This window comes from Rhizobium tropici CIAT 899, assembly GCF_000330885.1.
In the GTDB taxonomy this organism is placed as follows: Bacteria; Pseudomonadota; Alphaproteobacteria; order Rhizobiales; family Rhizobiaceae; genus Rhizobium; species Rhizobium tropici.
The window spans coordinates 92,356-106,190 of the sequence record NC_020059.1 but is presented as its reverse complement, the minus strand read 5'-3'; the positions used below and the strand labels follow the sequence as shown (position 1 = coordinate 106,190).

The following is a 13,835-nucleotide window of genomic DNA, read 5'->3' as shown; positions in this document are numbered from 1 at the left end:
TGGGGTCAGGCCTGTTCAACGCGAACCACCGGCGCATCAGTGTCCAGATTGCATGATCGGGACACGCCAGGAGATTTTATGTCTGTAACTTCCCCCTCTCGCGAAGATTTCGCGGCCCTTCTCGAAGAATCCTTTGCCAAGAACGATCTGGCTGAAGGCTACGTCACCAAGGGCATCATCACCGCCATCGAAAAGGATGTCGCCGTTGTAGACGTCGGCCTCAAGGTCGAAGGCCGCATCGCGCTGAAGGAATTCGGTGCACGCGCCAAGGACGGCACGCTCAAGGTTGGCGATGAAGTCGAAGTCTACGTCGAGCGTATCGAAAACGCGCTTGGCGAAGCCGTTCTGTCGCGCGAAAAGGCTCGCCGCGAAGAAAGCTGGATCAAGCTCGAAGTCAAGTTCGAAGCTGGCGAGCGCGTCGAAGGCGTCATCTTCAACCAGGTCAAGGGCGGCTTCACCGTCGATCTGGATGGCGCCATCGCCTTCCTGCCGCGTTCGCAGGTCGACATCCGTCCGATCCGCGACGTTACCCCGCTGATGCACAACCCGCAGCCCTTCGAAATCCTCAAGATGGACAAGCGCCGCGGCAACATCGTCGTTTCGCGTCGTACGGTTCTGGAAGAGTCCCGTGCCGAGCAGCGTTCTGAAATCGTTCAGAACCTCGAAGAAGGCCAGGTTGTTGACGGCGTCGTCAAGAACATCACCGATTACGGTGCGTTCGTTGACCTCGGCGGCATCGACGGCCTGCTGCACGTCACCGACATGGCATGGCGCCGTGTGAACCATCCGTCGGAAATCCTGTCCATCGGCCAGCAGGTCAAGGTACAGATCATCCGCATCAACCAGGAAACCCACCGCATCTCGCTCGGCATGAAGCAGCTCGAGAGCGATCCGTGGGATGGCATCCAGGCCAAGTATCCGGAAGGCAAGAAGATCTCCGGTACCGTCACGAACATCACCGACTACGGTGCGTTCGTCGAGCTGGAGCCGGGCATCGAAGGCCTCATCCACATCTCGGAAATGTCCTGGACCAAGAAGAACGTTCACCCCGGCAAGATCCTGTCCACGAGCCAGGAAGTCGAAGTCGTCGTTCTCGAAGTCGATCCGACCAAGCGTCGTATCTCTCTCGGCCTGAAGCAGACGCTGGAAAACCCGTGGGCAGCATTCGCCCGCAACCATCCGGCTGGCACCGAAGTCGAAGGCGAAGTCAAGAACAAGACCGAATTCGGCCTGTTCATCGGCCTCGACGGCGATGTGGACGGCATGGTTCACCTCTCCGACCTCGACTGGAACCGTCCGGGCGAGCAGGTTATCGAAGAGTACAACAAGGGTGACGTCGTCAAGGCTGTCGTTCTCGACGTTGACGTCGAGAAGGAACGCATCTCACTCGGCATCAAGCAGCTCGGCAAGGACGCAGTCGGCGACGCAGCCGCTTCCGGCGACCTGCGCAAGAATGCAGTCGTTTCCTGCGAAGTCATCGCAGTCAACGACGGCGGCATCGAAGTGAAGCTCGTCAACCACGAAGACATCACCTCGTTCATCCGCCGCGCCGATCTGTCGCGTGACCGTGACGAGCAGCGCCCTGAGCGTTTCTCGGTTGGTCAGGTTGTCGACGCTCGCGTCACCAACTTCTCCAAGAAGGACCGCAAGATCATGCTGTCCATCAAGGCTCTGGAAATCGCAGAAGAGAAGGAAGCCGTTGCTCAGTTCGGTTCGTCCGACTCGGGCGCTTCGCTCGGCGACATCCTGGGTGCGGCTCTGAAGAACCGCAACGCCGAATAATCTTCGGTAGACGCCTGGAAACAAAAGACCCGCCGGAGCGACCCGGCGGGTTTTTCTTTGTCCGTCATGCAGTGGTACCTGCCGCCTGTCGGTTGCGAGCTATCTATTCCCAGGCCACCATGCGCCGGTAGAAATCGAAGGCGTGGTCGTGCAGAGGGTCGCGCAGAGGCTGCGGCAAGGCAACGAGCTCCGGCCTGACGCTATCATCCCTCGCGGAGGCCGGGCCAGCTTCCGCTTCGTCAGATGCCTCGCCCTCTGACTTTGCCGATGCTTCCTCCGCATCGGCGTGCTCTTCATCCTGACCTTGCCGGCTCTCCTCGTCCTGAGCTTGTCCACCCTCCTCATCGCCGACGGGATCGACGCGATTGAGCAATTTCGATTCGCCGTTCTTGGCGGGGGCGTCTGCCGGCAGATAATTCGCCACGACGAAGGGAACGCCGAGCGGCAGGGGCGCCGACATTGCCGTCTGTTCCGCAGCCTCATACCCCGCCATCAGCGTTACAGGCGACGTCTGCAACGTCGGCTTGCCGGAAGCGAGAGCAAGAGCGTCGGATGCCTCGGGTCCTTCCGTCGATGATACCGGCATGGCCGCCGCCGCGACCGAGCTCTTGAGGCCTTCATTGACGGTCGGCGGCTGCGCGGATGAGCCTTGCGCAGCAGCATTGCCGGTCAGCGCTTGGGCGATGATCTTTTCTGCGGAAGAAGAGGGATTGTTGATGATCTGAAGAAGATCGGAACCGGTCGCCATCGCGGGCGCGCTAATGACGACCTGCAGGCCCTGTTTGATGTCGGCTTCTATCTGCTGGATATCGCGCGGCACCGGCGGCGGCGCGAGCGGCGACCGGATCAGCGCGACTTCAGTCGGGAGTTCGGCTTCGGCGGCGATCGCCGTCAGCAGCACGCTCGCGGTCAGATCATCGACAAGAGAAGCGAGCGCGGAAGGCTGGACAGTGACGGCCGCAGGGGCAGCGGCACCGCTACTGGCAGGCGCGGATTGCGGGGCGGCGACGGTAGCGTTTTGCGCAACCGTCTGCGCCTGGGCCGTCTGAGCAACAGCCGGCGCGGCTTGAGATTGTACGGACATGCCAGATTGTAGCCTCGGCTGCGCCGCAGGTGCCGGCTGTGCAGCAGGCTGAGCCGGCGGTGGCGTGGCGGCCGCAGGCGCAGATGCGGGCATAGCGGAGGCCGGTTCTTCTGCGGCAGCTGCAAGCGCCGTCGCGAGAGCAGCCAAATCAGCCGCTTTCTGCAACGGAGCCGATGTCGGTCCCTGCGCAGTTGGCGTTTCCACTTTGCCGGCATTCTGCCCATAGGAATTGACGACCGCCTTCAGGACCGCGTCCGGCTCGGTGACCGACGCCTGCTCCAGGCTGAGAGCCAGCTGCACCGCCTGCGGGCTTTCCGGATCCTGCAATGCCGCTGCCAGAAGCGGCAAGGATACCGGCGTCCTCATCTGCGCATCCATTCGCTGCTGCGCGGCAGCGAGTTGCGGCGGCGTCAGACTGCGGATTGCGGCGGCAACCCGTTGCGCATAGGCGGTATTGCTCTCACCCGGCTCACGGGAAACATTGACCACCTTGCTGGCGGCATCGATCGCGGAAAGCAGACTGTCGAGCATGCGTTCGCGGGCCGCGACCAGCAGCATGTTCAACTTGCCCTCGACGCTGGCGTTGACGGTGCTCGACAGCACGGCGAGCGGCGTTGCCGTCGTCTGAAGCCCGGAGGTCTCGGCCGTCGCGACAATCGGCTTCTCAACGGACACACCCACAGCGGACACGGCACCAACGGGAAGCAACATGACATGCTCCTTTGTCTGGCAAGACGACGATGGAAGCGGGAAGCAGGTTCAATCGAGGTCCGCTCATGCGGCCTGTGGATTTCCTAGCGCCGGATGACCGAATTGGCGAGGCGCGAACGCGCAGAACTGGAAATCATCCGCAGAATAGCAGTCGAGTCCTTAACAGATCCCTAAATAAAAGGGCCAATGCCACTTCCGCGACACCGGCCTCCTGGATTTCGCGCTGAAAGCGAAGCAATCAGCTATGCGCGAAGATATCCGCCTCTTCCCAGCCAAGGAGGTCGAGCTTGGCGCGCGTCGGCAGAAAGGCGAAACAGTCGTCCGCATAGTCCATACGGCCATCGCGCAGCAGGCGTTGCGTCAGCTTCTCGCGCAGCGCATGCAGATAAAGCACGTCGGAGGCGGCATATTCGAGCTGCGCCGGGGACAGCGTTTCCGCCGCCCAGTCGGACGATTGCTGCGCCTTGGAGATATCTACCTCGAGCATCTCCTTGAGATTGTCCTTCAGGCCGTGACGGTCGGTATAGGTGCGGCAGAGGCGCGAGGCGATCTTGGTGCAGAAGACGGGTGTCGTGGTGACGCCGAAGGTGTGAAACAGCACGGCGATGTCGAAGCGACCATAGTGAAAAATCTTCTGATGCGTCGGGTCGGCCAACATGGCGACGAGATTGGGGGCCTGCGTCTGGCCAGCCGCAATGCGGATAATGTCAGCCGTGCCGTCGCCGGGCGAAAGCTGCACGAGGCAAAGTCGGTCACGGCGTGGAACGAGGCCGAGAGTTTCGGTATCGATGGCTATCGCGCCGGTGTAGCGGGCGGTATCCTCAGTGGAAATATCGCCTTCGTGATAACGGATGGTGGCAGCCATGAGATTCTCCCGGCTCTGTCGTTCTGAATTCGCTTTTCATCCGTTCTATAGAACGGAGAGGATGAGAACCATACCGGCACCGCTCAAAATGTCGGCGGCGTGTTGATCCAGAGCAGTATGGTCTCACCGTCATGACGGTTGCGCCAGGAATGATAGCGGCGGCTTTCAAAATAAAGGGAATCGCCCGGCAGGAGATCGAAGAACTGATCGCTGTCGAGCACCAGCTCCAGGTGACCGGCGAGCACATGGATGAACTCCTCGCCCTCGTGGCGATAGGCACCCTCGCTGGTCGCACCAGGTGCGAGCACGAAGCGATGGCAGTCCATCATCGTCCGTCCTTCGGCGAGAAGCTGGACAGTGACGCCCGGCGTCGTTGCCGGCCAGGCACGCCATTCGCCGGATCGAACGAGTGCGGAAGCATCCTCCCGCTCCTCGCCGGACAGGCGCGATACCGTCGTGCCATAATAATCAGCCAGATCATGCAGGGTCTTGAAACTGACGCCTTGCGAGGTGCGTTCCAGGGTCGAGAGCGTCGAGGAGGTTATGCCCATGTCGGCGGCGACCTGCTCCAGCGTCTTGCCGGCGGCATGGCGCAGCGACCGGAGCCGGCGGCCGATATCGGAGGAGGCCGGTTGCTCGCCATTTTCCAATCCGGCGGCACCACCTTCCTCCGTCTCGAGCGCTTCGCGAATCGCCGCAGGATTGAGGCCACGTTCGGCGCGGAACCATGCAATACGCTTCAGTCGCGCCACATCCTCGGCGCTGTACTGCCGGTGCCCGGTCTCGGAGCGGGGGGGAACCACAAGCCCCTGGCTTTCCCATAGCCGCAGCGTGGAGGCCGACACGCCGGCAAGACGCGCCGCTTCCGCCACCTTATAGCGCACTGGATATCGCTCCGGCTCGATGCTGCTCATTCGCCAAGATCCCTGATTATCGTTTTTCGATCCGTTTAGCACGGATTGTGCGACTTAGCGCGCCTTAAAGGAAAGCGGCAACCTCCTGCCAGCCTTCGGCTCATTCTTGTCTCCCTCACAAAATCCCGCTTGAAATCCTACAGGAAAAATGTAGGAGTTTTGTAAATAACTTGCAGAACTTCTGCAAGATAATTCGAAAACACCTTGTGGGAGCCACTGCAATGACCTTGACCGAGCGGAAGAACGCCGCCATTTCCCGCGGCGTCGGCATGACGACGCAGATCTATGCCGACCGTGCCGAAAATGCGGAAATCTGGGATAAGGAAGGGCATCGCTATATCGATTTTGCCTCCGGCATTGCGGTGGTGAATACAGGCCATCGCCATCCCCGCGTGATTGCCGCCGTCAAGGAACAGCTCGACCGCTTTACGCATACCTGCCATCAGGTCGTACCCTATGAGAGCTATGTGCATCTGGCCGAGCGGCTGAACGCGATCGTTCCCGGCGATTTCGCCAAGAAGACGATCTTCGTGACGACGGGTGCCGAAGCGGTCGAAAATGCCGTCAAGATCGCCCGCGCCGCCACCGGCCGCTCCGCCATCATCGCCTTTGGTGGCGGCTTCCACGGCCGTACTTTCATGGGCATGGCGCTGACCGGCAAGGTCGCACCCTATAAGATAGGCTTCGGCCCGATGCCGGGCGATGTTTTCCATGCACCCTTCCCGGTGCCGCTGCACGGCATCAGTGTCGAGCAGTCGCTGGCGACACTGAAGAAGCTGTTTGCCGCCGATGTCGATCCACAGCGTGTGGCCGCGATCATCCTCGAGCCCGTGCAGGGCGAAGGCGGCTTCTATCCGGCGCCGGCGGCCTTCATGAAGGCACTGCGCGAGATTTGCGACCAGCATGGCATTCTCCTGATCGCCGACGAGGTGCAGACCGGCTTTGCGCGCACCGGCAAGATGTTTGCGATGGACCACCATGAGGTGGCGGCCGATCTCGTCACCATGGCAAAGAGCCTTGCCGGCGGCTTTCCGCTCGCCGCCGTCACCGGCCGAGCCGAAATCATGGATGCACCCGCTCCAGGCGGCCTCGGTGGCACCTATGGCGGCAATCCGCTCGGCATCGCGGCTGCCCATGCCGTGCTCGACGTCATCGCCGACGAGGGTCTGTGCGACCGCGCCAATCAGCTCGGCTCGCGCCTGAAACAGCGACTGGAATCGCTGCGCGACAAGGTACCCGAAATCGTCGATATCCGCGGCCCCGGCTTCATGAATGCGGTTGAATTCAACGACGCGACGACGAAGCTGCCGAGCGCGGATTTCGCCAACAAGGTGCGGCTGATCGCGCTCGACAAGGGCCTGATCCTTTTGACCTGCGGTGTTTACGGCAATGTCATCCGCTTCCTATCGCCGATCACCATTCAGGACGGCGTCTTCAGCGAAGCGCTCGACATTCTCGAGGCATCGCTGCTGGAGGCAAGCGCCGCCCGCTAATCGCCGCCATCAGCATTTTCTTAATCATCCGCCCGCGCGGCCAGCCGGGTGAAACCTGTCGGAGTGCATAGCATGTCCTTTACAACGGCAATGACCAAGCATGTGCCTTTCTCCTCGCGCTTCCTGCGCGCCGCCGGTTATATCAACGGCGCCTGGACGGCTGGCGGGGCAACGAAAACATTCGATGTCGTCAATCCCGCCACCGGCGAAGTGCTCGCGACGCTGCCCGATATGGGCGCCGCCGAGACGACCGCAGCCATCGATGCCGCCTATATCGCCCAGGCCGCCTGGGCCGCCCGTCCGGCTAAAGAGCGGGCAGCAATCTTACGAAAATGGTTCGATCTCATGATCGCCAATGCCGATGAGCTGGCGGCAATCCTGACCGCCGAAATGGGCAAGCCGCTTCCTGAAGCCAGAGGCGAGATTCTCTACGCCGCTTCCTATGTCGAATGGTATGCGGAAGAGGCTAAACGCATCTATGGCGAAACCATCCCCGCCCCCTCCAACGACAAGCGCATGGTCGTCATCAAGCAGCCGGTCGGCGTCGTCGGCACGATCACGCCCTGGAACTTCCCGGCGGCCATGATCGCCCGCAAGATCGCGCCGGCGCTGGCCGTCGGCTGCACCGTGGTCTCGAAGCCGGCCGAACAGACGCCGCTGACGGCGATCGCGCTTGCCGTGCTTGCCGAGGAGGCAGGCATTCCCCCAGGCGTGCTCAACATCATTGTCGGCATCGATGGCCCGGCGATCGGCCGCGAGCTTTGCGGTAATGCGAAGGTGCGCAAGATCAGCTTCACGGGCTCGACGGAAGTCGGCCGCATCCTCATGCGCCAGTGCGCCGACCAGATCAAGAAGGTCAGCCTCGAGCTCGGCGGCAATGCGCCCTTCATCGTTTTCGACGACGCCGATCTCGATGCCGCCGTCGAAGGCGCCATGGCTTCGAAATATCGCAATGCCGGGCAGACCTGCGTCTGCGCCAACCGCATCTATGTGCAATCCAATGTCTATGACGCCTTTGCCGCCAAGCTCGCCGCCAAGGTGGGCGAACTTTCCGTTGGTGACGGCTTCAAGCCGGGTGTAACGGTTGGGCCGCTCATCGACGAACAGGGTGTCGCAAAGGCCGAAGACCATGTTCGGGATGCTGTTTCGAAGGGTGCGCGCGTCGTCCTCGGCGGTAAGCGCATCGAGGGCACCGGCACCTTCTTCGCGCCGACGATCCTGACTGGCGTCGACCGTAGCATGAAGGTCGCCCGCGAGGAGACATTCGGCCCGGTGGCACCGCTCTTCCGCTTCGACACCGTCGAGGATGTCATCGCCCAGGCGAACGATACGGAATTCGGCCTTGCCGCCTATTTCTTCGCCGGCGACCTGAAGAAAGTCTGGCGCGTCGCGGAAGCGCTGGAATATGGCATGGTCGGCATCAATACCGGCCTGATGTCGTCGGAAACGGCACCCTTCGGCGGTATCAAGCAATCCGGCCTCGGCCGCGAAGGCTCGCGCCATGGCGCCGACGACTATCTGGAAATGAAATATCTCTGCATCGGCAATCTGTAGCCAGCTATCAGGTCGAGGTGATGTGAATGCGGCCCTGCCACAGGCGGGCCGCGCTCAGCCGGTCGCTGAAAAAGGCGCCGGTATCGAGATCGAGCCTGAGACCGTTGACTTCGGCCCGCTGGACCGGCGTGTGGCCGTGGATAATCAGCTTCGGCAGCGGCTGTGCGCTGTCGTAGAAACGGGAACGGATGAAGACGAGGTCGTCGTCCTGCTGATCGGCAATCGACCGATCCGGATCGATGCCGGCATGGACGAATAGCACCTCTGGCGTATCCAGCAGGATCGGCAGTCGGCGCAGGAAATTGACGTGATCCTCCGGCAGCCAGCTTCGGATAAACGTATCGAGCTTCTTCCGCTTGGGATATAATTGCTGCAGACGAGGGATATCCACGCCATAGGAGGCGAGTGTCGCATCACCACCAAGCGCCACCCAATCCTCAAGCGATATCTCGCCGTCAACGTAGGACAGCATCGCCATCTCGTGATTGCCGGTCAGGCAGATGCGGTCAAAACCGTTCGGCGGCGGCGCCATCAGGCGACTGACGACCTGCGCTGAGGCAGGACCGCGATCGATGAAATCCCCCAGCATGATGATGAGCTTTCGGCCGGGAAGCCCAGCCGCGTCGGCAAAGATCTTGCGCTCGAGTGCGCTGAGGAGATCGTAACGCCCATGGACATCGCCGATGACGTAGGTGGGCATGTCGAGGTGTTCGAGCCATTCCCGGCGTCGACGATGGCCGAAGCCATTGGTCACTTTTTCGCGTATCCTGGACGCCGCCATGAAACTGCCTTTCGAGCGCACACCCCGGAACGCCTCAACTGTGTCTGCAAAAAGAACTCAAAAGCGACGATTCTTTGCCAGTAAGGCGGAAATTATCGCTGGTGACGGTTCTGGCAGCAGGACCGAACCTGCAGGACCAACCCGCCTTGCGGCAAAGCGTCCCGAACGGCACCTTTATGCATGGAGAAAGTTGACAGTGCGTATCCGCAATCTTATCGCGCTACCGACGCTGGCGCGAGACCTTCCGCCGTCAACCCTGGAAACCCAGATGTTGGGGCCTCGGCACGAGGTCTGCCGCCTCAAATTGGAACGTCCCCTTCATGGCGACTGTAAACCTATCGTGAAGCCCTGATGGATACGACGACAGCGCTCCAACTCTGCCGCTTTCTGCATGATGCATCCCTGATGCTTCTATGGGGCGCATGCGCCTATCTTTCTCTCCTCGTACCAAGAGCACTTGCCGACACCGTTTGGCGCATGATTGCAAAACCGTTTGTGCTGATTGTTGTGGTTGCGGTTTTAACGGCACTGGCCGCGCTGCCGGTGACGACGGCGAATATCGGCAATGGCTGGAGCGATGCGCTCGATGCCGGCATGATCCATGAAGTGGCTTTCGAGACCACGGTCGGGGTCGCCTGGCAGGCGCAGATGCTGGCGGCCATCGCAATGATTTGCGCCTTGCTGCTGCCACAGAGCCGGCGCCGCCATGGGCTTGCCCTGGGCGCCGGCCTCGGCCTTGCCTCGCTGTCATTGACCGGGCACGCTTCGATGCTGGAAGGGTGGATGCAGCAGGTGCACCGGGCCAATGATATCCTGCACGTGCTTGCCGGCGGCGGCTGGCTGGGGGCGCTGGTGCCGCTGATCCCTATCCTCAAACTTCTCGGCCGGCCGGAATGCAGGGCGGAAGCGCAAGTGGCGTTGCGCCGGTTCTCCAATGCCGGTCACGTTGCAGTCGCACTGGTCATTCTCTCCGGCATCGTCAGCACGCTGCTGATCCTGAAACGCCTGCCGACGGACTGGTCTTCGCCCTATCAGACGCTGCTTGCCATCAAGATCGCCCTGGTTGCCGTCATGACCGTACTGGCGATCATCAACCGCTACGTCTTCGTTCCCTGGATCGGCCGCAAGCCGGACGGGGCGTTGCTGGCCCTCCGGCTCGGAAGTATCTCCGAGATCGTGATCGGCATTATCGTTATCGCGCTGGTCGCCGTCTTTGGCATGATGGAGCCGGTCTAGAGCCGTTTCGCTTTTCTTCGAATCGCGAAAATGCTCTATCTCCTTGTTTTTACGCAATTCCTGACGGAAAACCGTTACGCGCTTTTCCTGGAATTGCTCTAACCGCCGAGCGATTTCACGACGGCGCGAACGGCCGCCGGATCTTGTGCCGTCGGCTTGTATTCCAGGCCCACCCTGCCGCGATAGCCTTGGGCGTACAGCCAATCCAGCCGTTCCGCCAGATCGATATGGCCTGTGCCGGGATCGTTCCGGCCGGGATGATCGGCAACATGGAGATGGACGATGCGGTCGATGCGATCGCCGATCACCCGCTGCGTGTCCTCGCCCATGACGGCAGAATGATAGAGATCGTAGACGATACCCACTTCCGGACGGCCGACCTCGTCGACAATATCAAGGCCCTCCGCCGTCGAGGACAGATAGTAACCGACATGGTCTATCTTCGTATTCAGCGGCTCAAGGCCGAGCCGGACGCCGGAGCCTTCTAGAAGGTCAGCACCGGCGCCAAGGGCAGCGACGATGGCCGCGCGCTGCTCGGCGCGGGAAAATTCCGCCAGTTCATCGCCGGCCTGCGCGATCAGAACTGGCGCGCCGAGACGTTGGGCGACAGCAACGGACTCCCGCAGTCCCTTCAGCCAAATTTCTTTGTTTGCCGGATTCGTCAGCGCGATCATCGGCTCCGCCACCATGCCGGACACCCCGATGCCGGTTTCGGCGACGGCAGCTGCAATTGCGTCCAGATCCTTGTTCGTCCAGTGCCAGAACTCGACCGCATCGAGTCCTGTCGCATGTGCCAGACGGATACGATCCGCAAAAGCATCGCCATCGCGCGCAAACAACCACTCGATACAGGCCGAAAACTGTCGCATGAGATCCTCCTCCCTCGATTTGGTCAGGAGCAATGCGCGAGATCATGCGCAACGGCAAGTCTCTCTAGCGATGATATTGCTGTGGCAGCCGCGGCATCGAAGGCTTGATGGCTTCGACATTCATCGCCGAGAGCACGCGCATATCACGGCGGAAATCGGAAGGCGTCATGCCGGCAATGTGACGGAAGGATTTGTTGAAGGCGCTGATCGAGCCGAAGCCACTATCCATGGCCACCTGCAGCACATTGGCGCCATCGCGCATCAGCATCGCCTGAGCGCGCGAAAGGCGCAGCAGGCTCACATATTTCGCCAGCGTCATGCCTGTCGATTTCTTGAAGAGGTTCATGGCGTATTTGGGATGGAGATTCGCTGCCTTGGCAATATCGACCGTATCGATGTCATGCAGGAAATTTTCGGCGATGAAATCGCACATGCGCGCCAAACTGCGCGAGGATTGCGGATGAGCCTGTTCATTCACCGGATTCGCCGGCTTTTCCGGGACCATGCGATAAGGCTCGAAAGCGATGCGCTCCAGACGCAGGAGGAGTTCCGCGACGGCATGTTCGGCCTTGGCACCGTCTTCGGACATGACATAGCGGTGCCATCGCGCGAAGTTCTCGTCATCGGCGGCATCGGTCGCCGAGCTTATCAATGCCTGCCCACGAATGAGGCGGCCGGAGATATCAAGCGGCAGCCGCAGGCGGAAAAAATGGACGAGCGGCAGATGCGCGCCGGCATAGATCGAATCGTCGGACAGTTCGTCCAGCTGATGCGGTTGACCACCCCAGAAGAGACAGATCTCGCCGGCTCGCAAAGTAAGCTCGTGATCGCCTATGCGGTAGTGCACGGTCCCGCGGACAATGTAATTGACTTCCACCTGTGCGTGCCAATGCGGGCTTGCCATCGGCAACGGCTGGTTATGAAACATCTGCAGGACGTTTGGGAGCCCTTCGACACTGCTTGCACCCGGCTGATAAACCGCCCTTTGACCCACCTTACTTTTCGCCAAGTCGATGTTCCCTTTTTAGGAGACAGAAGCGTACCGGCGGCTAGTTTAAGCGTGTTCTACTGAGGACGGCAATTGAAAAGGGAGGATTTTCAATGCGTTTAAAACTTGCTGGAGCAACGGCACTTGCTGCCCTGCTTGCTTCCGGATCTGCCTTTGCTGAGCAAACCACCATTACCGTATGGAGCTGGAACATCGCCGCGTCGGCGCTGAAGTCGACGGTCGAGGGATTCAACAAGAAAAATCCTGACATCAAGGTCGAGGTTCAAGACATCGGCAACCCAGGGGTTTTCGACAAGATGCTGGCCGCTTGCGCTGCCGGCGGCGATGGGCTGCCCGACGTCATGTCGATCGAAAACCACAAGGCTTCGATCTTCTGGAACCGCTTTCCGGACTGCCTGACCGACCTGACGAAGCTCGGCTACAAGGACGAGCTGAAGAAGCAGTTCCCGGATTTCAAGCGCGCCGAGCTTGAAGTCGGCGATGCCGCCTATGCGATGCCATGGGATTCCGGTCCGGTTACCATGTTCTACCGCCGTGACATGTATGAAAAGGCAGGCGTCGATCCAGCAACGATCAAGACCTGGGATGATTTCATTGCCGCCGGCAAGAAGATCTCCGCCGCCAATCCGGGCGTGATCATGACGCAGGCCGATCTCAACGGCGACACCGAATGGTTCCGCATGCTCGCCAACGAACAGGGCTGCGGTTATTTTTCAGGTGACAGCCAAAGCATCACCGTCAACCAACCGGCTTGCGTCAAGGCGCTGGACAAGGTGAAGGAGATCAAGGACGCCGGCCTGATGAGCGCCGCGAACTGGAACGAGAAAATCCAGGCGAACACGGCAAGCAAGGTGGCGTCGCAGCTCTATGGCGGCTGGTATGAAGGCACGGTCCGCTCCACCTCGCCGGATCTTGCCGGCAAATGGGGCGTCTATCCGATGCCGAGCATGACGGCCGACGGCCCGCATGCAGCCAATCTCGGCGGCTCTTCGCTCGCAATCGCCAGCGGATCAAAGCATAAGGAAGCCGCCTGGAAATTCCTCGAATACACACTTGGCACCAATGAGGGCCAGGTGACGATGCTGAAATCCTTCGGCCTCGTGCCGTCGCTGCTGACGGCGGTCCAGGATCCCTTCGTCAATCAGCCGCAGCCCTATTGGGGCGGGCAAAAGGTCTGGGCCGATATTCTCGCCACTCTGCCGAAAATCCACCCGAGCCCGGGCACCCAGTATTTCAGCGACGCCGATGAAGTCATCAAGGCTGTCCAGACGAAATATCTCGCCGGCGGCTATCCAAACGGCAAGGCTGCGCTCGACGATGCGGCTCAGCAGATCGCTTCGGCGACGGGTCTGCCGATCGCCAAATGAGTGACACCGCCGGGCGTGCCTCCCAAGCCGCGCCCGGCATCCCCGCCGCTCTAGAATCAAAGAAGTAGAGCCTGACGTCGTCCGAAAACCGCCTACACTTTTCGGCGTCACGCTCTTGGGGGCGGCGGGGATGCGATGTCACGCATCATTTTCCTGCGCTAAAGGAGAAG

Annotated in this window: 11 protein-coding genes; 5 read left to right on the top strand and 6 right to left on the bottom strand. The window is 60.8% G+C overall.

Annotated elements, in window-relative coordinates; translation table 11 throughout:
* The first annotated feature begins 78 nt into the window (after positions 1-78).
* Positions 79-1,782, top strand: a complete 1,704-nt coding sequence (rpsA, locus tag RTCIAT899_RS00480; protein WP_015338254.1) for a 30S ribosomal protein S1 — start codon at positions 79-81, stop codon at positions 1,780-1,782.
* A gap of 103 nt (positions 1,783-1,885) precedes the next feature.
* Here the strand turns inward: rpsA and RTCIAT899_RS00475 are convergent, their stop codons facing one another.
* The 3 genes from RTCIAT899_RS00475 to RTCIAT899_RS00465 form a co-directional block, all read right to left on the bottom strand.
* Positions 1,886-3,577, bottom strand: a complete 1,692-nt coding sequence (locus tag RTCIAT899_RS00475) for a hypothetical protein (RefSeq protein WP_015338253.1) — start codon at positions 3,575-3,577, stop codon at positions 1,886-1,888.
* Between the two features lie 238 nt (positions 3,578-3,815).
* Positions 3,816-4,442, bottom strand: a complete 627-nt coding sequence (locus RTCIAT899_RS00470; protein WP_015338252.1) for a ribonuclease D — start codon at positions 4,440-4,442, stop codon at positions 3,816-3,818.
* A gap of 83 nt (positions 4,443-4,525) precedes the next feature.
* Positions 4,526-5,356 (bottom strand): MerR family transcriptional regulator, encoded by an 831-nt coding sequence (locus RTCIAT899_RS00465; RefSeq protein ID WP_041677146.1) that lies wholly within the window; start codon positions 5,354-5,356, stop codon positions 4,526-4,528.
* 221 nt (positions 5,357-5,577) lie between these two features.
* Here RTCIAT899_RS00465 and RTCIAT899_RS00460 point away from each other — a divergent pair, with 221 nt between their 5' ends.
* Both RTCIAT899_RS00460 and RTCIAT899_RS00455 read left to right on the top strand, forming a co-directional pair.
* Entirely contained in the window at positions 5,578-6,849 is a 1,272-nt protein-coding gene (locus RTCIAT899_RS00460; RefSeq protein ID WP_041677145.1) for a 4-aminobutyrate--2-oxoglutarate transaminase, read from the top strand.
* Positions 6,850-6,921: 72 nt separating this feature from the next.
* Positions 6,922-8,403 (top strand): NAD-dependent succinate-semialdehyde dehydrogenase, encoded by a 1,482-nt coding sequence (locus RTCIAT899_RS00455; RefSeq protein ID WP_015338249.1) that lies wholly within the window; start codon positions 6,922-6,924, stop codon positions 8,401-8,403.
* Positions 8,404-8,410: 7 nt separating this feature from the next.
* Here the strand turns inward: RTCIAT899_RS00455 and RTCIAT899_RS00450 are convergent, their stop codons facing one another.
* Complete coding sequence (locus RTCIAT899_RS00450; RefSeq protein WP_041677144.1) at positions 8,411-9,184, bottom strand: metallophosphoesterase; 774 nt, start codon at positions 9,182-9,184, stop codon at positions 8,411-8,413.
* A gap of 351 nt (positions 9,185-9,535) precedes the next feature.
* Between RTCIAT899_RS00450 and copD the strand changes: the two genes are divergently transcribed.
* Positions 9,536-10,420 (top strand): copper homeostasis membrane protein CopD, encoded by an 885-nt coding sequence (gene copD / locus RTCIAT899_RS00445; protein WP_015338247.1) that lies wholly within the window; start codon positions 9,536-9,538, stop codon positions 10,418-10,420.
* Between the two features lie 98 nt (positions 10,421-10,518).
* Here the strand turns inward: copD and RTCIAT899_RS00440 are convergent, their stop codons facing one another.
* A complete protein-coding gene (locus tag RTCIAT899_RS00440) occupies positions 10,519-11,289 on the bottom strand; it encodes a TIM barrel protein (RefSeq protein WP_015338246.1) in 771 nt (256 codons plus the stop codon).
* A 64-nt stretch (positions 11,290-11,353) separates the two neighbouring features.
* Complete coding sequence (locus tag RTCIAT899_RS00435) at positions 11,354-12,304, bottom strand: helix-turn-helix domain-containing protein (RefSeq protein WP_051043171.1); 951 nt, start codon at positions 12,302-12,304, stop codon at positions 11,354-11,356.
* 86 nt (positions 12,305-12,390) lie between these two features.
* Here RTCIAT899_RS00435 and RTCIAT899_RS00430 point away from each other — a divergent pair, with 86 nt between their 5' ends.
* Entirely contained in the window at positions 12,391-13,665 is a 1,275-nt protein-coding gene (locus RTCIAT899_RS00430; protein WP_015338244.1) for an ABC transporter substrate-binding protein, read from the top strand.
* The last annotated feature ends 170 nt before the right edge of the window (positions 13,666-13,835 follow it).